Annotated in this window: 17 protein-coding genes and 2 pseudogenes; 6 read left to right on the top strand and 13 right to left on the bottom strand. The window is 65.3% G+C overall.

The annotated features are described in order from the left end of the window. Nucleotides 1-1681: pseudogene (gene putA / locus CWO91_RS34015) on the bottom strand (bifunctional proline dehydrogenase/L-glutamate gamma-semialdehyde dehydrogenase PutA); the annotation flags it as partial. Between the two features lie 114 nt (nt 1682-1795). Here putA and CWO91_RS34020 point away from each other — a divergent pair. Then, nucleotides 1796-2257, top strand: coding sequence for an Lrp/AsnC ligand binding domain-containing protein (locus CWO91_RS34020; RefSeq protein WP_025032087.1), 462 nt, complete (start codon nt 1796-1798; stop codon nt 2255-2257). A gap of 173 nt (nt 2258-2430) precedes the next feature. On the opposite strand, the gene CWO91_RS34025 is transcribed toward CWO91_RS34020, so the two are convergent. From CWO91_RS34025 to CWO91_RS34045, 4 genes are all read right to left on the bottom strand, one after another. Beyond that, nucleotides 2431-2631 carry a cold-shock protein gene (locus CWO91_RS34025; protein WP_008563500.1) on the bottom strand — a complete coding sequence of 67 codons (201 nt, stop codon included), beginning with the start codon at nt 2629-2631 and terminating at the stop codon, nt 2431-2433. A gap of 208 nt (nt 2632-2839) precedes the next feature. Beyond that, entirely contained in the window at nt 2840-3148 is a 309-nt protein-coding gene (locus tag CWO91_RS34030; RefSeq protein WP_165405910.1) for a cytochrome c, read from the bottom strand. Between the two features lie 12 nt (nt 3149-3160). Then, nucleotides 3161-4360 carry a molybdopterin-dependent oxidoreductase gene (locus CWO91_RS34035; RefSeq protein WP_130219880.1) on the bottom strand — a complete coding sequence of 400 codons (1200 nt, stop codon included), beginning with the start codon at nt 4358-4360 and terminating at the stop codon, nt 3161-3163. Nucleotides 4361-4695: 335 nt separating this feature from the next. Continuing rightward, nucleotides 4696-6426 carry an adenylate/guanylate cyclase domain-containing protein gene (locus CWO91_RS34045; protein ID WP_130219882.1) on the bottom strand — a complete coding sequence of 577 codons (1731 nt, stop codon included), beginning with the start codon at nt 6424-6426 and terminating at the stop codon, nt 4696-4698. Between the two features lie 469 nt (nt 6427-6895). Here CWO91_RS34045 and CWO91_RS34050 point away from each other — a divergent pair, with 469 nt between their 5' ends. Further along, nucleotides 6896-8413 (top strand): glycosyltransferase family 39 protein, encoded by a 1518-nt coding sequence (locus CWO91_RS34050; RefSeq protein ID WP_130219894.1) that lies wholly within the window; start codon nt 6896-6898, stop codon nt 8411-8413. A 115-nt stretch (nt 8414-8528) separates the two neighbouring features. On the opposite strand, the gene CWO91_RS34055 is transcribed toward CWO91_RS34050, so the two are convergent. Further along, the gene (locus CWO91_RS34055) at nt 8529-9557 is read right to left on the bottom strand and encodes a YcjF family protein (RefSeq protein WP_130219883.1); all 1029 of its coding nucleotides are present in this window, start codon (nt 9555-9557) and stop codon (nt 8529-8531) included. After that, on the bottom strand, nt 9554-11023 hold the full coding sequence (locus CWO91_RS34060; RefSeq protein WP_130219884.1) for a YcjX family protein: 1470 nt from the start codon (nt 11021-11023) through the stop codon (nt 9554-9556). The genes CWO91_RS34055 and CWO91_RS34060 overlap by 4 nt, the downstream gene beginning before the upstream one ends. 179 nt (nt 11024-11202) lie before the next feature. Here CWO91_RS34060 and trhA point away from each other — a divergent pair, with 179 nt between their 5' ends. Both trhA and CWO91_RS34070 read left to right on the top strand, forming a co-directional pair. Next, nucleotides 11203-11898 (top strand): PAQR family membrane homeostasis protein TrhA, encoded by a 696-nt coding sequence (gene trhA, locus CWO91_RS34065; RefSeq protein ID WP_130219885.1) that lies wholly within the window; start codon nt 11203-11205, stop codon nt 11896-11898. Between the two features lie 53 nt (nt 11899-11951). Further along, a pseudogene (locus tag CWO91_RS34070) lies at nt 11952-12745 on the top strand (SDR family oxidoreductase). 227 nt (nt 12746-12972) lie between these two features. On the opposite strand, the gene CWO91_RS34075 reads toward CWO91_RS34070, so the two are convergent. Continuing rightward, complete coding sequence (locus tag CWO91_RS34075; protein WP_165405911.1) at nt 12973-13428, bottom strand: MarR family winged helix-turn-helix transcriptional regulator; 456 nt, start codon at nt 13426-13428, stop codon at nt 12973-12975. A gap of 75 nt (nt 13429-13503) precedes the next feature. Between CWO91_RS34075 and CWO91_RS34080 the strand changes: the two genes are divergently transcribed. Beyond that, a complete protein-coding gene (locus tag CWO91_RS34080) occupies nt 13504-14280 on the top strand; it encodes an SDR family NAD(P)-dependent oxidoreductase (RefSeq protein WP_130219887.1) in 777 nt (258 codons plus the stop codon). Nucleotides 14281-14433: 153 nt separating this feature from the next. Here CWO91_RS34080 and mdlC read toward each other — a convergent pair whose 3' ends face one another. The 4 genes from mdlC to CWO91_RS34100 form a co-directional block, all read right to left on the bottom strand. Further along, on the bottom strand, nt 14434-16056 hold the full coding sequence (mdlC, locus tag CWO91_RS34085) for a benzoylformate decarboxylase (protein WP_130219888.1): 1623 nt from the start codon (nt 16054-16056) through the stop codon (nt 14434-14436). A gap of 147 nt (nt 16057-16203) precedes the next feature. Continuing rightward, nucleotides 16204-17055: an FAS1-like dehydratase domain-containing protein gene (locus CWO91_RS34090; RefSeq protein WP_130219889.1), complete on the bottom strand. Its 852-nt coding sequence runs from the start codon at nt 17053-17055 to the stop codon at nt 16204-16206. Between the two features lie 15 nt (nt 17056-17070). Next, a complete protein-coding gene (locus CWO91_RS34095; protein ID WP_130219890.1) occupies nt 17071-18174 on the bottom strand; it encodes a CaiB/BaiF CoA transferase family protein in 1104 nt (367 codons plus the stop codon). Nucleotides 18175-18183: 9 nt separating this feature from the next. Beyond that, nucleotides 18184-19353, bottom strand: coding sequence for an acyl-CoA dehydrogenase family protein (locus CWO91_RS34100; RefSeq protein WP_130219891.1), 1170 nt, complete (start codon nt 19351-19353; stop codon nt 18184-18186). Between the two features lie 125 nt (nt 19354-19478). On the opposite strand from CWO91_RS34100, the gene CWO91_RS34105 reads away from it, so the two are divergent. Beyond that, nucleotides 19479-20399 (top strand): LysR substrate-binding domain-containing protein, encoded by a 921-nt coding sequence (locus CWO91_RS34105; RefSeq protein ID WP_130219892.1) that lies wholly within the window; start codon nt 19479-19481, stop codon nt 20397-20399. A 396-nt stretch (nt 20400-20795) separates the two neighbouring features. Here the strand turns inward: CWO91_RS34105 and CWO91_RS34110 are convergent, their stop codons facing one another. Then, complete coding sequence (locus CWO91_RS34110; protein WP_130219893.1) at nt 20796-22070, bottom strand: cytochrome P450; 1275 nt, start codon at nt 22068-22070, stop codon at nt 20796-20798. Nucleotides 22071-22128 lie beyond the last annotated feature (58 nt).

Consider the following 22128-nt stretch of genomic DNA (forward strand, 5'->3'; position numbering starts at 1 on the left):
AAGCCGGCGCGCGCCGCAGTCACCGCTGCGTTGGCCCGATCCGGCGTCGCGTCGGCGATGGGCTCGAGATCGGCCGCCTCGGCCTTGACGTCGGCCAGCAGCCGGTCGAGCGCGGCACGCTCACCGAATTCGACCCCGCGCGAATTGCGGCGCTCCGGCGCAAAGAGATCGCGGGGGAGCGGAATCTTGGGATGAGCCGCCTGTTGCGGACGTTCGATGGCATCGGCCGGACGCTGCAACAGCGCTGGGACCGGCACGCGATAATCGGCCGCCTGCGCCACGAAGGAGGAGTTGGCGCCGTTCTCCAGCAGCCGCCGCACCAGATAAGCGAGCAGATCGCGGTGGCTGCCGACCGGCGCGTAAGTGCGGTAGGCGATGTCGGGGTGATCCTTGGCGAGCTGCTCGTAGAGCGCTTCGCCCATGCCATGCAGGCGCTGGAATTCGAAGCCGCCGCTGCCTCGCGCAAGCTCCAGCACGGTCGCGACGGTCAGCGCGTTGTGGGTGGCGAATTGCGGAAAGATGCGCGGCCGCAAGGCGAGAAGCTGGGAGGCGCAGGCGACGTAGTTCAGATCCGTCATCGCCTTGCGCGTGAACACGGGATAGCCGTCGAGCCCGCGCTCCTGCGCGCGCTTGATCTCGGTGTCCCAATAGGCGCCCTTGACCAGCCGCACCATCAGCTTGCGGTCATGCGCGCGGGCGAGCGCATCGACATAGTCGATCACCGCGCTCGCGCGCTTCTGATAGGCCTGGATCGCCAGCCCAAATCCGTCCCAGCCGGCAAGCGAGGGATCGGCGAGCGTTGCCGCGATCACGTCGAGCGACAGCTCCAGCCGGTCGGCTTCCTCGGCATCGACGGTGAAGTTGAGGTCATGAGCCTTGGCGCGTTGCGCCAGATCGAGCAGCAGCGGCACCAGTTCGCGCATCACCCGCTCGCGGCTGATCGCCTCGAAGCGGGGATGCAGCGCCGAGAGTTTGACCGAGATGCCGGGCCGGTCGGGGAGGGGATGGCTGCCGGCAGTCTTGCCGATCGTCTCAATGGCGCTCGCATAGGCGTCGAAATAGCGCTTGGCGTCCGCCGCCGTGCGCGCGGCTTCGCCGAGCATGTCGAAGGAATAGCGCGGCTTCTGGCCGGAGCGCGGCCGGCGCGCTCCAAGGCCTGCTCGATGGTCTCACCCAGCACGAAATGATTGCCCATCAGCCGCATCGCCTGGCGCGTGGCGGTGCGCACGGCCGGCGCCCCCAAGCGCTTCACCAGCCGGCCGATGGTGCCATCAGGCGTCTCGCCGGGCTGGATCACCCGCGCCGAGATGCCGAGCGCCCAGGCCGAGGCATTGACCAGGAAAGCGGTGGATTTGGTCTCGTGATGGATGAAGTCGCCCTCGCCGAGCTTGTCCTCGATGAACTGGTCGGCGGTGCGTGCGTCCGGCACGCGCAGCAGCGCCTCGGCCAGCACCATCAGAGCGAGCCCCTCCTTGGTCGAGAGCGCGAACTCCCGCAGCATGTCCTCGATCCCGCCGAGCCGATCGTCGCGCTTGCGGATTGCCTCGATCAGCCGCGTCGCGGTGCGGTCGATCCGCGCCTCCTGCGGCGGGGACAGTTGCGACGCCGGCAACAGGCGCGCAGCGATGTCGCTATCATCGGGCGCGTAGGGCGCAGTGAAGGGAGGCGGGATGTTCGGCATGGCGTCTCCTGTGGCTGAAATCCAGGATAAGGCCCGCGTGACCGTAGTTCGATAGACAATTTAGCCGAATTGCCTTATAAAATGAAGACTATTCCCTATTTGGCCTCGCAAAATATGGAACTTGATCGAACAGACCGGAAAATCCTCTCGATTTTGCAGGAGGATGGGCGCATCGCCAATGTCGAGCTCGCCGAGCGCATCGGGCTGTCGCCGACGTCGATCGGCGAGCGGCTGAAGCGCTTGCAGCGCGAGGGCTTTGTCGAGGGCTACGGCGCCCGGCTCAATCCGCACCGGCTTGGCCTCGGTCTATTGGTGTTCGTCGAGGTGCTGCTCGACAAGACAACGCCCGACAATTTCGAGCGTTTCGCGCGTGCGGTGAAACTCGCGCCCGAGGTGCTGGAGTGTCACATGGTTGCCGGCGGCTTCGATTATCTTGTCAAGGCGCGGCTGGCAGACATGACCGCCTATCGACGCTTCCTCGGCGAGACCCTGCTGTCGATGCCGGGCGTGCGCGAGACGCGGACCTATGCGGTGATGGAGGAGATCAAGCGCGACGCACCGTTGCCGGTGGGTTAGCGAAGTGCTGTCGCGATTGTCATTGCTGTGGCGTTGAACGAGCGGTCTTCACGGAAAAAATAGCTATCCCTGTGCAATCGCAACGCCTGTCGTCGAATGCACTGGCCGTCTTCTGAAATTTTTTTGGCCCCGCTCCCGGACAGATCCGGGAGGCAGCAATGGCTGGCGCGGGCTTATACTTTGAGGTTCTCTGCGGAGGTCTTGCCCCGGTTTGCGATCTCTTCGTATTCCACCGTCTGTCCCTCGTTGAGGGTGGACAGACCGGCCTTCTGCACTGCCGAGATATGCACGAACACATCCTTGCCACCCGACGCAGGCTGGATAAATCCATAACCCTTCGTCGGGTTGAACCACTTGACCGTACCTTTAGCCATCACGACTTCTCCGCGGGTCTTCCTCCGAGATCTCGAACCGCCAGTCCCCGCCAACCGGCCGGTTCGGTCCTAACAAGATACGCGGAATGTGGCAGGCTTGGTAGCTCAAACCACATCGGCATTTCCCCGAATTCCGCTCAACTTCGCAGCGCTTTTGCCGGTTTTGCCCGTTTCGCGGTCAAATGGCCGGCACGCCGCGCGCCATCCGTCAATAAGTCGCGGCCAGATAATCGACGATCTTGCCGACATCGGCATCGTCGATCGGTGCGCCATAGACCTTGATCATCTTGGTCACCTCGGCCTGCCAGAAGGCCTTCTTATCCTTCATCGGCGGCTGCGTGGCGACGTAGTCGGACGAGTGGCAGGCGCCGCAATTGCCCTGCACGACCTCGAGATTTGGCCCCGGCTTGAACGCCGCGACCTCGTCCGGGGTCTTGTAATTGACCGGCGCCGCAAGTGCCGAACCGATCGCGGCGACGAGGGCGAGCGAGATGGCGAGGAGAATGGTGCGCTGCATGATCATTCTCCTTCAGGCCACGGTCACGCGGACGGTTTCGACGACATTGCGCAGATAACCCGCCGGGTTCCAGCGCGGCGTGTCCGGCTGGGTCTCGCCGCCATTGCCGGTGGCGCGGACCTTGAGCTCGTGGCTGCCTGCTGCGAGCTTCACCGGCAGCTTCCATTCGCGGAACGAGTATTTGCCGAGGTCCTTGCCGAGCTTGGCGCTGGTCCAGCTCTTGCCGCCGTCGGTGGAGACTTGGACCTCCTTGATGCCTTTGCCGCCGTCGAAGGCGATGCCGCGCAGGGTCACAGCTCCCGCTTTCAGCTTGGCACCGTCGGGGACGCTGGTGATGAAGGAGCGGATGGTGAAGCGGTTGATCGGGATCGTCGCCTTCGGCGCCGTGCCCGGCTCGACCGCATTGTTCGGCGTATCGGGGATGCGATAGGCCGACTTCATCCAGAAGCCGTCATAGACGGTGTCGATGACGGTGATCTCGTTGAGGTGCTTGACCCAGTAGGTGCCGTAATAGCCGGGCACGATCAGGCGCAGCGGGAAGCCGTTGAGGAACGGCAGGTCCTCGCCGTTCATGCCATAGGCCAGCATCACCTCGCCGTCGGTGGCGTGATCGATATCGAGCGCCTTGACGAAATCGGGCGTCTTGTCGTTGACCGGGCCGTCCATGCCGTTGAAGGTGACCTGCTTGGCGCCGGCCTGCACGCCCGCCATCTCCAGCACCGCCTTCAGCGGCACGCCGCGCCAGCGCGCATTGCCCATGGCGCCGTTGGCGAGCTGGCCGCCGGCGACGCGTGGCTCGAAGAAGCCGCGGCTGTTGCCCGAGCACTGGTTGACGGCGACGATCTCGGTCGCCTTCATCTTCTTGATGTCCTTCAGCGACAGCTTCAGCGGTTTGTCGACCTTGCCCTTGACCTCCAGCGTGAACTTGTCGGGATCGAGATTGTAGGGCATGTCGGAGAGATGATAACGCACGAAGAAGGCGTTGTTCGGCGTGATCGGGCCGTCGTTGAACACCGCGAACGGCGTCTCGAGCTGCGGCGGCCGGCTGGTCAGGCCGATCATCGGCCGCTTCTGCGGATACTTCACCAGCGGCCGTTCGCCATTGGCAAAGGGCAGGGTGACGGTGTCGAGCGCCAGCGCTTTGGCTGAGCTCAGTGTGGCCGCAAGTGCGGAAAGACCCGCTCCCTTGAGCAGGCCGCGTCGATCGAACATTCTGGTCCCCTCCCGGAGCTTTTCGTTGGATCACGGTCATCACCGCGATCCCGCGCTCAACTGTCGCAACGATTTGGACGAAGTCAATTCGTGCTTTCGCAGCAAGCCCATGCCGCTGCGTTGCAGCAGGCCGGTGTTACGTGGCGATGATTCCAGTGGGGTGGATCAATGGTGCCGCAGGCTCACTCCACCTCTCCCGCTTGCGGGAGAGGTCGCGCCGAAGGCGCGGGTGAGGGCTTTGTCCTCTGGGGGATTGTCCCGTTTGCGGAAACACCCTCTCCCCAGCCCTCCCCCGCAAGCGGGGGAGGGAGCGCACCTTCCGTGTGGCTTGCGCGCTACGCGGCAACGCGCTCGCTCCCGTCGACCAGCGCCGTCAATTCCCTCGCATCCGCGATAACGCGCACCGCCATCGGCTCGTCGCGGCCGCGGATCGCGACCTCCTGCTGCGGCAGGGCGTCCTCGGCAAGGCCGGCGGTGCGGCGGACTTCCTCCGAGATGATCGCTTCGCAGGCCAGTGTCTTGGTCATGTCCTGGAGGCGGGCGGCGACGTTGACGGCATCGCCGAGCGCGGTGAAGACGATGTGATCGCGGTAGCCGATGTCGCCGATGATGACCTCGCCGCCATGGATTCCGATGCCGAAGCGGATCGGCTGGCGCAGATCGTGGCTCAGGAGCTCGTTGAGATCGTCGATATGCGTGGCGATCCCCGCGGCCGCCTTCAGGGCCTGTCGGCAGGCCTCTTGCGGATCGGCCGACAGCCCGAACAGCGCCAGCATGCCGTCGCCGACGAACTGGTTCGGCTGGCCGCCGTTCTCGATCACGGCCTGCGACACCGCGCCGAGGAAGCGGTTGACGATGAAGACGGTGTCGAACGGCAGCCGCTTCTCGGCAAGCTGCGTCGAGCCGCGCATGTCCACGAACAGGCTGACGAGATAGCGCTCCTGGCCGATTCTGGCGGGCGTCGAGGCCTGCGCATTCGCCGAGAGTGTGTGCGGGGTGAAAAGCTGAAAGAAGGAGAGGTCGGACGTCGGCCGCAGCTGGCAGGCGAGCCTGATCGAGGGATCGCTGGTGCCGACGCGGGTCAGCACGAAGGCCTCGCGCTGCGACGGCTCGGGCAGGGCGCCGTGATCGCCGATGATGCGGATGCGGCAGGTCGAGCAGCGGGCGCGGCCGCCGCAGACGCTGGCATGCGGCACATTGTGGCGCAGGCTTGCTTCCAACACCGACAGCCCCTTGGGGACCCGCACCGTCTTGCCGTTGCCGTACGATAGCGCGATCATGCCGCCGCGCCGTTCGCGCAAGGCCCGCACGCCGCGCGCCGCCAGCGCCAGTCCGAGCAGGCCGAAATAACCGACGGTGAGGCCGCCGGTGATGCGGTCGAGCGTATTGCCTTCCGCGACCGTGCCGACCTGGCGGCGGGTGAGATTGTGCGTACGCCATTCTCCATCGTCGCTCTCGACGGCGACGCTACGGCCGCCCTGATAGATGCCGAGCAGCGACAGCGTCGGGATCAGCACCGCGGCCGCGAGCAGATAGGGCGCCGCGCGCGTGAAGAACGGCTTGAGGCGAAGCCAGAAGAAGATGCCGATGCAGCCGTGCACCCAAGCAATGAGAAGAAGGATCGTCATCTGCCAGAGCCGGCCGGGCGATGCGACGAAGAATAGATAGAGTTCCTGCGGATAGAGTTTCTGGTGTCCGTACAGCGTCTGGCCGAGCCGCACCCCGATCACATGCGCCATGACCAAAGCGGGGATGCTCAAGCCCAGCACCAGCTGGAGCGGCTCGATCGTCCGCCAGCGGAACTGCCGGCGCTGGTACAGCGCGTAGACGCCGAGCCCCATATGGGTGAGTGCGGCCGTGTAGAACACGATCGCGACGGGGAGGAACTGCCAGAATACGGTGTGGTAGTAGACCCCGGCCTCCATGGCATCGACCGAGATGTTGCCGAGCGCATGGTTGAGGAAATGGCTGACCACGTAGGAGAACAGGATGATTCCGCAGATCAGCCGCACCTGCCGCACGCTGGTGGCACGGACGACGGACATCTGTATGGGAGCGGTGGCCATGATTCGGTTGTATCAGTTCATGAAAGAGAACAGCCAGCGTAGCGTTTAATTCCAGGGCTGGACAGGTTGTGAGATCACGTGCGCGGCAAGGAGCCACACACTCCGCCGTCGTCCCGGACAAGAATCGTAGGGTGGGCAAAGGCGCCTTGGCGCCGTGCCCACCATTTCGTACCGATCACCCTCCGCTGTCGTCCCGGACAAGCGCGCCCTCAGGCGCGCGCCGATCCGGGACCCATAACCACAGGGAGTAGTTGCGGGTAGGCTGGTAACTCCAAGTCTTCGCCAAACTCCGCCCTGTGGTTATGGGTCCCGGGTCGCGCTTCGCTTGCCCGGGACGACGGGGCCTACATTGACTCCCTCTTCCAAGTCGGGGAAAAGCGCGGCCGTGACGATCGCTCCCGACATCTCTGTAAAGCCAGACGGCGTCGAACGCCGTCTCGTCCTTGTTGCCGTGCTGATCATCGCCGCGATGACCGTGCTGCGTATCTTCTACGCCTCCGCGATCGAGTTGCGCACCGACGAGGCCTATTACTGGACCTGGTCGAAGGAGGCAGCGCTCAGCTTCCTCGATCATCCCCCCGGCATCGCCTGGCTCATTCGCTTCGGCACCGCGATCTTCGGCGACACCGCGCTCGGCGTCCGCTTCGGCGGCATCGTCGCGATGCTGGTGACGCAGCTGCTGCTCGTCGACATCGTCCGCCGTCTCACCCATGACGCACGGGCGATCATGTTCGCGGTGCTGATGCCGGAGGCCGCGCTTTATTACGGCCTGCTGATGGCCAAGGTCGCGCCCGATGTCGCCATGATCCCGTTTGCGGTGGCGATGATGTGGTCGCTGGTGCGGCTCGCGCAAAGCGGCGATGGACGCTGGTGGCTCGCGGCCGGGCTGTTCGCGGGTCTCTCGATGCTGTCGAAATTCACCGCGATCATGTTCGCGCCGGCGGTGGCCGCTTTTCTACTCGTGCCGGATTGGCGCTGGCGTTGGCTGCGCAGCCCCTATCCCTATCTCGCGGTGCTGGTCGCGACCCTCGTGTTCTCGCCGGTGCTGATCTGGAATGCGCAGCATGACTGGGCCTCGTTCCGCTTCCAGGGCGTGCGCGCCACCGCCAGTTACGGCATCTCGCTCCGCACCATCGGCGATTACATCGGCCTGCAATTCGGCCTGGTCGGCTTCGTGATGCTGCCCGTGGTGCTGACGGGCCTGGTGCTGACGGCGTGGCGCGGCTATCGCTGGCGCGAGCCGGTCGCGATCCTGTTGTCGACCGCGGTGCTGGTGCCGTTTTTCTATTTCCTGGTCAAGTCGATGACGCTTCGGGTCGGCGACACCTGGCCGATGTTCATGTGGCCAGTCGGCTTCGCCGCGGCGGCCGTGAACCTCGCAATGATGACGAAGGAGGGATGGTCGGCGCGAATGCTCAGATCGTCGGCGTTTTGGGCCAAGACATCCATCACGACGGGCATCGCCTTCGTCGTCATCGTGTTCCTCTATTACGTCGCCGCGCCCTGGAATCTCCTCGGCAAGATCGATCCGATCGGCGCGGAAGCCGGCTACGAGCAGGTCGCCGCGCGCGCGCAGGCCGCGCTGGACGAGACCGGCGCGACCTGGATCGCCACCACGGACTATCGCACCTACGCCATGATGCGCTGGCTGTTCCGGGGGCGCGTGCCCGTGGTCGAGATCAACGAGCGCGGCCGCTTCCAGGATTTCCGCGATCCCGGCATGGATCGGATCAAGGACCACGCCGGCATCTATGTCGGGCGGGAGCCGGATAATCGATCATCGCTGTGGGAGAACATCCCGGCGAAGCGCGAGCCGCTTGGCCCGGTCGAGCGCCGCTGGCGCGGGCGCGTGATGGACACCTATGTGCTGGAGAAGCTCACCGGCTGGACGCCGGAGCTATCTCCGCCGAAGGATTCGCCGCTGTTTCAGTGGCGCGTGCTGGCCTTCTTCTCCCTCTCCCCGCTTGCGGGGAGAGGGTTGGGGTGAGGGGGAGTCTCCGCGAGGACGGTGACAACGGATTCGCGGAGACTCCCCCTCACCCGGAGTTCAAGCTGCGCTTGAATTCCGGCCTCTCCCCGCAAGCGGGGAGAGGCGAACCGCGCTACTCCTCCTCATCCTTCTTCCGCAGCAGATCCGTCGCGAGGTCCGAGAGCTTCGGCGGCGGCAGGGCCGCGAACGGCAGCGGCCTCGTCACGTCGATTGCGGCAAGGCCCAGCCGTGCCGTCAGCAGTCCATTGAGCACGCCTTCGCCGAGCCGCTGCGACAGCTTCGCGGCGATGCCATGGCCGAGCATCTGCTGTACCAGGCTGTCGCTCGCGGCCATGCCGCCGGTGATGGCGAGATGGGCGATGACGTGGCGGAGCAGGCGGATCATGCCGAGCGCGCCGGGGCGGCCGCCGTAGAGATAGGCGAGCTGGCGGATCAGGCGCAGCGCGGCGACGAACACGAACAGCACGTCGATCGCCGCGCGCGGCGAGACTGCCGTGACGATCGAGACCTTTTGCGCCGCTGACGACACCAGCCGCCGCGCCTCCGCATCCAGCGGCGACATCAACTCGCGCTCGGCGAGCCGGATCATATCGGCGCCGTCGATGATCTCGCCGGTGTGGCTCTCGAGCGTGGCGCGGGCACGCGCGAGCTGTGGGTTCTGGTGCGCGATGTTCAGGAGGTCCTGCACGATGACGCGGCTTTCCTTGCGATCGTCACTGGCAAGCACCGCGGCGGCGCGCTGATGCAGTTTCTCGATGGTCGCGAGCCGCGCCAGCCCGAACGCCTCGCGCCCGATCACCACCGCGAGCGCAAGTGCGGTGACGAACGCGAAAGCGAGGCCGACCATGCCGAGGGTTTCGCTGCGCGCAAACAGATCCTCGATCAGACGGACGACACCGAGCCCGGTACCGAGCAGCGTCAACCCGGCGAGGCCGGACCAGAACAGCGCGCCCCAGGGAAAGCCGCGCCGCGCCGGAAGCGCGGTTTGAACCGGCACCGGCAGCGCCAGTGGATCGGGCTCCGGCGTGATCTGGATGGTGCCGCGACTGATCCGTCCCGTCTCGTCGGCTTCGGTGACGACGACACCGGGATCGTCCAGCCGGAACGTCGCCGGCCGCCGCTGCTGGGATCGCTCATTCATGAGAGCTTGTCTCCGATCAGGAACTGCAAGGCACGGTCGAGGCGGATGTGTGGCAGCGCCGGCTCTTGCGCGCCTTCGTGCTCGAGTTTTGGCGGGCGGAAACGCAGGAAGCGGAAATCACTCTTCTCGGCGGCTTGCGTCGAGAGCCCGCGGAACGCGTCCGTACCGTTGAACAGCGGTTCGGGATCCAGCGGCAAATCGCCTGGAAAGGTCGCAACTTCAGTGATGCCGTCGAAGAACTCGCCGCCGGCGCTTTCGCCCGCCGCGGGCGTTCCCAGGATCGACGGCAATTTGTCGCGGCCATGCGCCACCTGCGCCTCGCGCGTGGCGCGGATGGCGGCGAGCGCCACCACGTCGATCTGCGCGCCGGTATTTTCCGCGCGCGTCACCGCGCCGGTGACCGCACGGCGCAGCACGGCCTCGAGCCGGTCGTGGCTGGAATGATGCAGATGGTCCGCCTTGGTTGCCGCGAACAGGATGCGGTCGATGCGCGGCCGGAACAGGCTGGAGAGCAACGTGCTGCGACCGATGTTAAAGCAATCCAGAATGCCGGCGAGCGCAGCTTCGAGATCGTGCAGCGCTTCGGGTCCGGAGTTGAATGCAGCGAGCGCATCGGCCAGCACGATCTGGCGATCGAGCCGCGCAAAATGATCGCGGAAGAACGGCCGCACCACGACGTCCTTGTAGGCCTCGAACCGCCGCACCATCATCGCCCATAGCGATCCCTCCGGCGCCTGCCTGCCAGCGGGCACGTCGAGCGGCGCAAACGTCAGCGCCGGCGTATCGGCGAGATTGCCGGGCATCAGGAAGCGGCCGGGTGGCAAGAGGCTCATCGCGAACCGCTCGTCGCGGCAAGCGCGTAGATAATCGGTGAAGAGCTTCGCGGCCGTCAGTGTTGCCTGCTCATCCTCGCGTGCGTCAGGCTTGAGCGTTGCAAGATGCGCGTGCCAGTCCGTTGCCAGATGCGCTCGCGGCGCCTCACGCGACGGCGCCAGGCTTTCCGCCGACCACTGCTCATAACTCTTCTGCAGCAGCGGCAGGTCCAGCAGCCATTCGCCGGGATAGTCGACGATGTCGAGCGTGAGCGTGCGGTCCGCGCCGTTCGGGCGCTGGTAGTCGATGACGAGACGGAGCTCGCTGATATCGACGGTCGAGCTCGGCCAGCGCCGCTCCTCGACCAGTGCGCGCAGATGGTTCTCATAGGCAAAGCGTGGCACGGCATCGTCGGGCTGCGGCGCCAGATGCGCCCGCGCGATCCGGCCCGAGGCATAGGCCTCGAACACCGGAAACCGGCCGCCGCGGGTGAGCCCGTGGATCAGCGCAGTGATGAATACCGTCTTACCGGCCCGCGACAGGCCGGTGACGCCAAGCCGCACCGTCGGATTGAAGAAATGCTCGCCATAGTCGATCAGCGCCCTCGCCGACAGCCGCGCCTCCTCGACCATATCCTGGAAACTGAATGCCATATGAACGCTAAGTGATCTTCGGGCGGGAGGAATGTGCGACCGTTCACAAAAATGGCAATTGCGTGAGGAAAATCAAGTTTCATACTTCCACCGCCTTTGTCGGCAAATCAGCCGTTTGAACGACGCGCCTATCGCGAAAGACCTATACGAAAGGGCATTGCCACGCTTTGCGGATTGCCATGACCGTCTTCCAACTGAAACAGCTTGCGTCCACCTCCGTCCACGCCGCAGCCGACGCGATCGGCTGGAACTACGATCGCGCCGAGCTGATCGCCGACGGCGTCGTGCATGCGATCGGCGTCCTCTTCGGCATCATCGCAGCGACCGTGCTGGTGGTGCTGGCCGCGGTCTATTCCGACACCACCGACATCGTCGGCGTCTCGATTTACGTCGCCGGCTTGCTCTCGATGCTGGTGCTGTCGGCGACCTATAATCTCTGGCCGGTGTCGCCGGCCAAATGGCTGCTGCGGCGGTTCGACCATTGCGCGATCTATCTGCTGATCGCGGCGACCTACACGCCGTTCATCCTGGAAGTGAAGGACAGCGTGTTCGCGCTGGTGCTGCTTGCCGGCGTCTGGTGCGTGGCGATCCTCGGCATCGTGCTGAAGCTTCTCTATCCCGGCCGGTTCGACCGGGTCTCGGTCGGCATCTACCTCGCGATGGGCTGGAGCGGCGTCATGCTTTACGACGCCGTCGTCAGGGCGTTGCCCACACTGGTGCTGGGCTTTATCCTTGCAGGCGGCCTGCTCTACAGCTTTGGCGTGATCTTCCACGCCTGGCGGCGGCTGCGCTTCCAGAATGCGATCTGGCACGGCTTTGTCTTGGCCGGCGCGGCGTGTCATTATACCGCGGTGCTCGACCTCGTGTTGAGCTGAGCAAGCCGCGAAGTGGTATAAAAGACGCGGTCCAAGACAAGAGGAGACGTCGCATGCAGGTGACCGGCAAGGTCGTGGTCGTCACGGGCGGCGCCAACGGCATCGGCAAGGCGCTGTGCGAGGCTTTTCACGGGGCGGGTGCAGCCAAGGTCGTCGTCGCGGACATGGACGCCGCCAATGCGAGGGCGGTCGCGGCCATGGTGGATGGTGCCGCCTTCAAATGCGACGTCGCGCAGGAAAAGGACATCGCGCACGTCATCGAAGAGACCGAGCGGCAGTTCGGCCCGATCGAATTGTTCTGCTCCAATGCCGGCATCGGCGGCGGCTTCGATCCGATGTCGGAAAATGCCGGCGGCGCCTCCGACGAGCCGTGGCAGCGCAGCTGGGCGATCCACGTCATGGCCCACGTCTATGCCGCGCGCATCTCGTTCCGCGCATGAAGGCGCGCGGCGGCGGCTATTTCCTCAACACCATCTCGGCCGCGGGCCTGTTGTCGCAGGTCGGCAGCCCGGCTTATTCGACGACAAAGCACGCCGCGGTCGGTTTTGCCGAAAATCTCGCGATCTCGCACAAGGCCCACAACATCAAGGTCTCGATCCTCTGCCCGCAGGGCGTCGACACCAACATGCTGCGCTCGATCCCGAAAGGCCCGCAATCCGGCGACGGCGATCTGACACCGGAGCAGGTGGCGAAAGACGTGCTCGCCGGCCTCGAACAAGAGACGTTCCTGATCCTACCGCACCCCCAGGTGCTCGGTTACATGCGCAAGAAGACCGAGAATTACGACCGCTGGATCGGCGGCATGGCCAAGATCCAGGCGAAGATGCGGGAGGAGTTCGGGAAGTAGGGAGGGAGTGCCGCTGGCACGGTCGCGCCAAACAACTGGTGTCGTCCCGGCCTAGCGCGCAATTGCGCGCGGGGGGCCGGGACCCATAACCCCAGGGAGGAGTTTGGCGAATACTGCTAGTTATTCTTTCCAGTGGTACTAACACCTGCGCTTCATCGATAAATCACGCGGTATGGGTCCCGGCCCCCCGCGCGCAATTGCGCGCTAGGCCGGGACGACAATGATGGTCAAGCCGCCATCTCCTCCTCCACCCGACTCTCCCGCAACGCCCGCGCATAGAGCATCATTCCCTCGCGCACGGTGCGCTGCTCGGCCTCCGTCAGCGCCGCCAGCGCTCCGCTCACCTGCTGGCGCCCAAACGCGTGCAGCGCCTCCAGCGTGCGCCGGCCCTTGGCTGTCAGCGACAACAGCTTGCTGCGTGCATCAAGCTCATCCGGCGTCTCCCTGAGCTCGCCGCAGTCGATCAGCTTGCGCACCAGGCGGCTGACGCTGGATTTCTCCAACCGCAGGAAATCGCCGAGCTCTCCCGCGGTCATGGGCCCGCGGATGCCGATCTCCAGGATGGTGTGGACCGCCGACGGCGGATAGTCCGATGCCGCCACCGTCGCGTCCATGAAGCCGAGCTCGCGCACCATCAGGCGCGAGGCGGCGCGGATGTCGTCGATCAGCGAAAGCTCGGCCATCTTGACTCCCGGCATATAGTTGTATCATACAACTATATGCGTGCAACGGCGCGCGCAAGCGTTTTGGAGTGAGCCATGAGCGGAACTTTGCCGGCGGGGATGCGGATGAGGGGCAAGGTCTGTCTGGTGACGGGCGGCGGCAGCGGCATCGGCCGCGCCACCGCGCTACGGATGGCGTCCGAGGGCGCGGAAGCGGTTTTTGTCGCGGGCCGGCGCGAGGCCGAGATCGAAGCCGCTGCCGCGGCATGCAGCGAACTCGGTGCGTTGGCCATTCCGGTCAAGACCGATATCACGCGAGAGGACGACGTCGCGCACCTCGTCAGCACGGCCACGAAGCGTTGCGGCCGGCTCGACGTGGCCTTCAACAATGCCGGCTTCCAGGAGCGCCGCGCGCCGCTGGAGGAGCAGGACACTGATATCTACGACAGCGTGTTCGACACCAATGTCCGCGCGCTGTTCCTGTGCCTGCGCCATCAATTGCCTGTTATGCTCGCGCAAGGCCGCGGCAGCATCGTCGTCAACGCCTCCGTCAGCGGCGTGCGCAATCCCAATCCCGGCTTCTCGCTCTACTCGGCCTCCAAGGCCGCCGCGATCTCGCTGACGCGTTCGGCCGCGATGGAGAATGCCCCTCGCGGCATCCGCATCAACGCCATCGCCCCCGGCCGCGTCGTCACCGACATGATGCTGCGCGCCGGCGTCGGCGATGTCGCAACGGTGAGCGCCGGCCTGCCGCTGCGCCGGATGGGGAGTCCGGAGGAAGTGGCGGAGGCGGTGGTGTGGCTGGCGTCGGACGCGTCGTCGTATGTCGTGGGACATGTGCTGGCGGCGGACGGGGGATTTTTGGCGTCGTAGTTTGAGGTGATCGACCCAGATATTCAGTGTCGTCCCGGCGAAGGCCGGGACCCATAACCACAGGAAGCTGTTGTGGTGCAAAGCCGCCCACCACGAGTCTTCGTCAAACTTCTCCCTGGGGGTATGGGTCCCGGCCTTCGCCGGGACGACAAACTAGTGCTTCTGCCCGTACAGCACCGGCACCGCCGCATCCACGATCACCTCCACGAGGCTCGTGCCTTCGTGTGCCATCCCGCGTTTCAGCGCCTCGCCCAGCTCCGCCGCCTTGCTCACCCGCACCGCATGGCAGCCCATGCCTTCGGCGAGCCGCACGAAATCGATCCCCGGCAGCTCCAGCCCCGGCACGTTCCTCACTTGCATCACCTGGCTGAACGAGCGCATGGCGCCGTAGCCGGAATTGTTGATGACGACGACGGTGAGCGGCAGCTTGCGCTGCACGGCGGTCCATACCGCCTGGATCGAATACATCGCCGAGCCGTCGCCGATCAGGCAGACCGTGCGCTGCTTCGGCTTGCCGAGCGCCATGCCGACCGCGGCCGGCAATGAGTAGCCGAGACCGCCGCTCGCCATCGTGTAAAAACTGTCCTGGCCGCGCATCGGCATGAACTTCTGCATCGCCGGCCGGTGCGAGGGCACTTCCTCGACGAGCGAGGCGCCCTCAGGCATCGCCTGCGACAGCGAGTGCAGCAGGAAGTCGACGGGCAGCGGATCGGCGGCTTGCGGCGGCGGCGGCAGCGTGCGGCCTTTCGGCGTCGACCGGTTGCACTCCGGCAAAAGGTCGAGCAGCAGGCTCAGCGCCGGCTTGATGGTGGCGATGATGCTGGTGCCGACCGGCGTCACCGCCGCTGCGTCCGGATCATCCGTGATCTGGAAGATCGTCGCGCCGCCGTCGAAGATCGCGGCATGGCCCTCGACATGGAAGGTGAACACCGGTGCGCCGATGACGACGACGAGATCGTGCTCGCGCAGCGCGTCGGACAGCTGCGCGGGCGACGCATGCAGGAAGCCCGCGAATTGCGGATGCCGCTCGGGGAACGAGCAGCGCGCCGAGAACGGGCTGACCCAGACGCTGGCCTTGGCCTTCTCGGCGACGCGCACCATCAAGTCGACCGCGCCGGCGCGGTCGACGCCGGGACCGACCACGAGGGCGGGGTGCTTGCTCGACGTCAGCGCCTTTATCAGCGCCTGCATCGCCTCCGGTTCGGGTCCGATCTCGCGGCTGACCTTGCGCGCCTCGATGGGAGCTGCCGCATGCGCCCAATCGTCGATCGGGATCGACACGAAGGTCGGTCCGCAGGGCGGCTGCATCGCGGTGTAATAGGCGCGCGCGATCGCGGCCGGCACGTCCTCGGGTCTCGCCGGCTCGACACTGTATTTGACGTAAGGCCGCGGAAACTCGGAGGCGCGCTCGGCATAGAGGAATGCCTGTAGCGGCAGGATCGAGCGCGCCTGCTGGCCCGCGGTGATCACGAGCGGTGTCTGGTTGCGATGTGCGGTATAGATATTGCCGAGCGCGTTGCCGACGCCGGCCGCCGAATGCAAATTGACGAAGCCGGCATTGCGCGTCGCCTGGGCGTAGCCGTCAGCCATGCCGACCGCGCTGGCTTCCTGCAGCGCCAGGATGTAGTCGATGTCGCCGGGCCAGTCGCTCAGGAACGGCAGCTCGGTCGAACCGGGGTTGCCGAACACCTTATTGATACCGAAGGATCGCAGCAGGTCGAGGGTCGCCTGCTTCACGGTGACGGATTTGCTGCCGGTCTTGCCGTTCTTGGACATTGGTTTCCGTCCCTTGTTGGTTCTCGCGCAATCAGCCCCAACGTCATTGCGAGGAGCCCTTGCGACGAAGCAATCCAGACTATCTCCGCGGAGAGATTCTGGATTGCTTCGCTCCGCTCGCAATGACGATGGAGAGACAGCAGCGGCTCACCACACCGCCGTCCCCTTCATCGTCGGCTGCCCTTCCGCGTTCGCGGTCCACAGCTCCACGCTCTCGCCGCTGTCATTCGCGTTGATGGAGAACTCCGTGCCTTCGAACAGCGGCTGCACACCGCGATAGGTAAACTTCTTCGGCGCCTTGCCGTCGCGCAAGCGGGCCGCCATCTCGACGATCAGCGCCGCCTGCAACGGCCCGTGGAAGATCAAGCCCGGATAGCCCTCGACCTTGGTGACGTAGTCGCGGTCGTAATGGATGCGGTGGCCGTTGAAGGTCAGCGCGGAGTAGCGGAACAGCAGCACGGGATCGGAGACATGGGTCTCGCGATGCTGTGCCTTCGGAGGTGGGGGCGGAGCCTTTGCGGGCGCCGGCGCGCTGCTTGTCATCTCGCGATAGACAATGTCCTGCCGCTCGCGGATGGCGAGCCCGCGCGGCGAGGAGATGCTGTGCTCGACCGAGACGAAGCACAGCGTGCCGGTCGAGCCTGATTTCACCTGCACGTCGGCGATGCGCGACGTCCGCGTCGACTCGTCGCCGACGCGCAGCGGCTGCAAAAATTCGATCTCGCCGCCGGCCCACATCCGGCGCGGCAGCGGCACCGGCGGCAGGAAGCCGCCGCGGGTCGGGTGACCGTCGGGGCCGAGCATCGACATCGGAAATACCGGCTGCGCCAGGCACCAATGCACCGTGAACGGTGCGGCATCGCCCGTCTTGGGTTCGCCAACGTCCTGGAACAGCGTCGCGCGCAGGCCCTTCACGAGCTGCGCGGTGACGATGTCGGTCGCCTCCGTGCTGCGGCCGATCCATTGCCTTAAGTGATCGATGTCGAGCTTCTCGGTCATGACGCCTCGCTCTTGTTATTTCCTGGATTGGGGACGCTCGCCGATGGCGGGCACCGGGCCATACGAGCGCGTCTCGCCGACGATGATCGGCGCCGGCGCGGGATAGCTGACGCGGCCGTTCGGCGTGTCGACCTCGATGCGGCGCAGATGCGGATGGTTGGTCAGGTCGGCCATGGTGTTGACCTCGGCGAACGCGATGTCGGCGTCCGACAGACGCTTGAGAAGCTCGTCGCGCGTCATCTTGCCAAAGATATCTGCGACCGTCTTGTCGGTGAAGTCGCGGTTGCGCACGCGCTCGACCATGTTGGCGACGCGCGGATCGCTCGGCAGATCCGGCTGGTCCAGCACCTTCGCGCACAGCGTCTTCCACTCGCGCTCGCTCTGGATCGAGATCAGGATGTCCTTGCCGTCCTTGGAGGTGAACACGCCGTAGGGTGCGATCGAGGGATGGCGCAGGCCCATGCGCTTGGGCGGATTGCCGGCCTCGGCGTTGAGCAGCGGCACCGTGCACCAATCCGCCATCACGTCGAACATGGAGATGCGGATGTCGGCGCCCTTGCCGGTGCGCCCGCGTGCGATCAGCGCTTCCAGGATCGCCGCATGTGCGGTGGCGCCGGTTGCGACGTCAACGATCGACATGCCGACGCGCGAGGCGCCGTCGGGATTGCCGGTGATCGAGGCAAGGCCGCTTTCCGCCTGGATCAGCAGATCATAGGCCTTGCGATGCGCGTAGGGGCCCTCGTCGCCATAGCCGGTGATGGTGCACGAGATCAGCTTGGGATAGTCCTTCAGCAGCCGCTCGCGCGAGAAGCCGAGCTTGTCCATCGAGCCCGGCTTGAGGTTCTGGATCAGCACGTCGGCGCTGGCGATCAGCTTCTCCAGCTCAGCGCAGCCTTCTTTCGTGGCGAGATCGACTACCGCCGATTGCTTGCCGCGGTTGAGCCAGACGAAATAGCTGCTCTGGCCCTTGGCCGCCGCGTCATAGCCGCGGGCGAAATCGCCCTCGGGCCGTTCGATCTTGATCACTTCCGCGCCGGCATCCGCCAAGCGTGATGAACAGAACGGCGCCGCCACCGCCTGCTCGACCGCAATCACCCTGATCCCATCAAGTGCTCCCATGGCGCGACCTCAGTACGAGCGAGGCATGCCGAGCACGTGCTCGGCGACATAGGACAGCACGAGGTTGGTCGAGATCGGCGCCACCTGGTAGAGCCGCGTCTCGCGGAATTTGCGCTCGACGTCGTATTCTTCGGCGAAGCCGAAACCACCATGGGTCTGGATGCAGGCATTGGCCGCTTCCCAGGACGCATCGGCCGCGAGCATCTTGGCCATGTTGGCCTCGGCGCCGCAGTCGAGGCCGGCCTCGTATTTGCGCGTCGCTTCCTTCACCATCAGCTCGGCCGCACGCATCGAGGCGTAGGCCTTGGCGATTGGGAACTGGATGCCTTGATTTTGGCCGATCGGACGGCCGAACACTGCGCGCTCCTTGGCGTAATTGGTGGCCTTCGCGATGAACCATTTGGCGTCGCCGACGCATTCGGTAGCGATCAGGATGCGCTCGGCATTCATGCCGGAGAGGATGTAGCGAAAACCCTTGCCTTCCTCGCCGATCAGGTTCTCCGCCGGCACCTTCATGTCGGTAAAGAACACTTCGGTGGTGGCGTGGTTCATCATGGTGCGGATGGGGCGGATCTCGAGGCCGTTGTTCTTGGCCTCGCGCATGTCGACGAGGAACACCGAAAGCCCGTCCGTGCGCTTCTTGACCTGCTCCTTCGGCGTGGTGCGAGCGAGCAGGATCATCAGGTCGGAATGCTCGGCACGGCTGGTCCAGATCTTCTGGCCGTTGACGATGTAGCTGTCATTGCCTTCCTTGCGCGCGAAGGTTTTCAGCGAGGTGGTGTCGGTGCCGCTGGTCGGCTCGGTGACGCCGAACGCCTGCAGGCGTAATTCGCCGCTCGCGATCTTCGGCAGATACTTTGCCTTCTGCTCGGCATTGCCATGCCGCAGCACCGTGCCCATCGTGTACATCTGGGCGTGGCAACCGCCGCCGTTGCAGCCCGCACGCTGGATTTCTTCCAGGATCGCCGCCGCGGCGGAGAGCTTCAGGCCGGCGCCGCCATATTCTTCGGGGATCAGCACCGAGAGATAGCCGGCCTCGGTCAGCGCATCGACGAAGGCCTTGGGGTAAGCCATCTCGCGATCGAGCTTGCGCCAATATTCGCCCGGAAACTGCGCGCAGAGTTTTGCGACCGCTTCGCGGATGTCGGCGTAATCTTCGCTGTGGTGTTCTTGACTCATGGCGTTTCCAATCGATAGCGGCAGTTAAGATAACGCCGGCCAATCCTCTGGCGTTGTGAAAACAACGCCAGCCCCCTATGCTCATTTGTTATAGCGTATGAAGTAGCCTTCCAGGATTGGCAAGCATGGATTTCCGGCAGCTCAGAACCTTCAGTTGCGTGGCGGAGCTCGGCAGCCTGTCCAAGGCGTCCGACACGTTGCGCGTGGCGCAGCCGGCACTGAGCCGCCAGATCAAGCTCCTGGAACACGAGCTGCGCACCGATCTGTTCACCCGCAACGGCCGCGGCATGGTGCTGACCGAGGCCGGCCGCCTGCTGCTCGCGCGCACCTCCGGCATCGTGCGGCAGATCGACCAGATCCGCGACGACATCCAGTCGGCCAAGGGGTCGCCGTCGGGGCAGGTCGTGCTCGGCCTGGTTCCGACCGTGAGCTGCGTGCTGTCGGCGCGCTTTGCGCGGCGCTGCGTCGAAAAATTTCCCGGCATCTCGCTGCGCATCGTCGAGAGCTACAGCGGCCATCTCGTCGAATGGCTGCACCGCGGCGAGATGGATCTCGCCATCCTCTACGGCCGCTCCGCCGATCTGCATCTCAATGTGCAGAGCTTGGGGCGCGACAACATCGTCGCGGTCGGCCCGCGCGGCTGTGGCCTCGCGCGCAGGAAGAGCGTCGACATCGGCTGGCTGCTGCGGCAGCGGCTGGTGCTGCCGAGTCATTCCCACGGCCTCCGCGCGCTGATCGAGCACGCGGCCGCCCAGCGCAAGATCAAGCTCGACGTCCAGTTAGAAGCGGATTCGTTCCGCGTGCTGACGAGCCTGGTCGAGGAGGGCCTCGGTTTCGCGCTGCTGCCGCCCTCGTCGGTCCATGGCGAGGTCGCGGACGGGCGGCTGGAGACCGCGCCCGTTTCCAAGCCGATGACGCGCGAGCTCATTTTCGCTTCTCCGATCGATCGTCCGGCCTCGACGGCCTCACTCGCCATCACCGCGCTCCTGCGCGAGGAGGTCGCCGCCTGCCGCAAGGAAGGAGTGTGGGACATCAGGCTCGCGTGATCTTCGCCTCTCCCCGCCTGCGGGGAGAGGCCGGAATTTGCGCAGCAAATTCCGGGTGAGGGGGAGTCTCCGCGAGTCCCACTGTTACCGTCTCCGCGGAGACTCCCCCTCACCCCAACCCTCTCCCCGCAAGCGGGGCGAGGGAGCGCACCGAGCGCTGCCGCGCCAGCGGTTTAGGGCACAAGCCCGCAGCCGGCCCTTCGCATCTGGCGCGAGCTGTCATGCCGGAATTTTATAACTGGCGGGCGTCAACGCGCCGCGGCTACGAGTGTGACCCACACGTGCATCCAAGACTTCGTCATTGCGAGCGCAGCGAAGCAATCCAGGATCCCTCTGCGGTGACAGTCTGGATTGCTTCGTCGCAAGAGCTCCTCGCAATGACGGAGGATGGGGCCATCACCCCGGAATCCTTACCGGCAGCGACTCATACCCCTTGATAAAGCTCGAATAGATCCGCTTGGGCTCGCCGACCACCTCGATGCGGTCGAAGCGCTTCAGCATCTCCTCCCAGACGATGCGGAGCTGGAGTTCGGCGAGGCGCATGCCGACGCAGCGGTGGATGCCGAAACCGAAGGAGAGATGGGTGCGCGGGCGCGGGCGGTCGATGATGAAGTCGTTCGGCTTCTCGAACATCTCCTCGTCGCGGTTGCCCGAGACGTACCACATCACGACGCGGTCGCCCTTGCGGATATGCTTGCCGCCGATCTCGGTGTCGGCAAGCGCGGTGCGCCGCATATGGGCCAGCGGCGTCTGCCAGCGGATCACCTCGGGCACCATGGAATCGATCAGCGCCGGATTGGCGCGCAGCTTGTCGTACTGCTCCGGGTTCTCGTTCAGCGCCAGCACCGAGCCGGTCATGGTGTTGCGCGTGGTGTCGTTGCCGCCGACGATGAGCAGGATGATGTTGCCCATGAGGTTGTCGGGGTCCATGAAGCGGGTGGCGTCGTTATGCGCCATCAACGACAGCAGGTCGTTGCGCGGCGCGGAGTTGACGCGCTCGTTCCACAGCTTCGACATGTAGGCATAGCACTCGTCCATCTCGCGGCGGCGCTCCTCGGCGGAAGCGACGATGCCGCTCTTGGGCAGCGCAGTCGAGACATCCGACCAGCGCGTCAGCTTGCGCCGCTCCTCCCAGGGGAAGTCGAACAGGGTCGCCAGCATCTGCGTCGTCAGCTCGATCGAGACGCGTTCGACGAAGTTGAAGGTCTCGTTGCGCGGCAGATTGTCCAGCACGGTCTGCGAGCGCTGACGGATCAGTTTTGCCAGCTCGTCCAGATGCTGAGGGGTGAACATCGGCGACACCGTCTTGCGCTGCGCCGAATGCCGGGGCTGGTCCATGGCGATGAAGCTCGGCCAGTCGTAGCCTTCCGGCACGTCGCGGATCGAGATGCCGCCGAGCGTCGAATCCGAGGAGAAGATGCCGTGATTGGTGTCGACATGCATGATGTCGTTGTACTTCACCACCGACCAGTAGGGCTCGATCGGCGCGTTGGTGCAGTAATGCACCGGCTCTTCCTTGCGCAGCCGCTCGAACCACGGCCACAGCGTGTCGTCCTGGAACAGCCGGGGCGCGCCGGGGTGGAATTGCGCCAGCGGCGTCGCGTAGGCCTCCTCGCGGGCCCTGCGCATGCGTTCGGCCTTGTCCACCTTAACCGGCGCTTGGATGTTCATCGTCGTGGCTCCAGTTGGTTTCGAACCTCTCCCGCTTGCGGGAGAGGTCGGCGCGCAG

Source organism: Bradyrhizobium genosp. SA-3 (genome assembly GCF_004212635.1).
In the GTDB taxonomy this organism is placed as follows: Bacteria; Pseudomonadota; Alphaproteobacteria; order Rhizobiales; family Xanthobacteraceae; genus Bradyrhizobium.

Coding starts and splice junctions, on each gene's coding strand:
- CWO91_RS34025 (WP_008563500.1), bottom strand. CDS start 2,631: ATGGCTAAAGGTACGGTCAAGTGGTTCAACCCGACGAAGGGTTATGGA.
- CWO91_RS34030 (WP_165405910.1), bottom strand. CDS start 3,148: ATGCAGCGCACCATTCTCCTCGCCATCTCGCTCGCCCTCGTCGCCGCG.
- CWO91_RS34105 (WP_130219892.1), top strand. CDS start 19,479: ATGGATTTCCGGCAGCTCAGAACCTTCAGTTGCGTGGCGGAGCTCGGC.
- CWO91_RS34095 (WP_130219890.1), bottom strand. CDS start 18,174: ATGGGAGCACTTGATGGGATCAGGGTGATTGCGGTCGAGCAGGCGGTG.
- CWO91_RS34035 (WP_130219880.1), bottom strand. CDS start 4,360: ATGTTCGATCGACGCGGCCTGCTCAAGGGAGCGGGTCTTTCCGCACTT.
- trhA (WP_130219885.1), top strand. CDS start 11,203: ATGACCGTCTTCCAACTGAAACAGCTTGCGTCCACCTCCGTCCACGCC.
- mdlC (WP_130219888.1), bottom strand. CDS start 16,056: ATGTCCAAGAACGGCAAGACCGGCAGCAAATCCGTCACCGTGAAGCAG.
- CWO91_RS34020 (WP_025032087.1), top strand. CDS start 1,796: ATGGAACTTGATCGAACAGACCGGAAAATCCTCTCGATTTTGCAGGAG.
- CWO91_RS34060 (WP_130219884.1), bottom strand. CDS start 11,023: ATGGCATTCAGTTTCCAGGATATGGTCGAGGAGGCGCGGCTGTCGGCG.
- CWO91_RS34045 (WP_130219882.1), bottom strand. CDS start 6,426: ATGGCCACCGCTCCCATACAGATGTCCGTCGTCCGTGCCACCAGCGTG.
- CWO91_RS34055 (WP_130219883.1), bottom strand. CDS start 9,557: ATGAATGAGCGATCCCAGCAGCGGCGGCCGGCGACGTTCCGGCTGGAC.
- CWO91_RS34080 (WP_130219887.1), top strand. CDS start 13,504: ATGAGCGGAACTTTGCCGGCGGGGATGCGGATGAGGGGCAAGGTCTGT.
- CWO91_RS34090 (WP_130219889.1), bottom strand. CDS start 17,055: ATGACCGAGAAGCTCGACATCGATCACTTAAGGCAATGGATCGGCCGC.
- CWO91_RS34050 (WP_130219894.1), top strand. CDS start 6,896: ATGACCGTGCTGCGTATCTTCTACGCCTCCGCGATCGAGTTGCGCACC.
- CWO91_RS34075 (WP_165405911.1), bottom strand. CDS start 13,428: ATGGCCGAGCTTTCGCTGATCGACGACATCCGCGCCGCCTCGCGCCTG.
- CWO91_RS34110 (WP_130219893.1), bottom strand. CDS start 22,070: ATGAACATCCAAGCGCCGGTTAAGGTGGACAAGGCCGAACGCATGCGC.
- CWO91_RS34100 (WP_130219891.1), bottom strand. CDS start 19,353: ATGAGTCAAGAACACCACAGCGAAGATTACGCCGACATCCGCGAAGCG.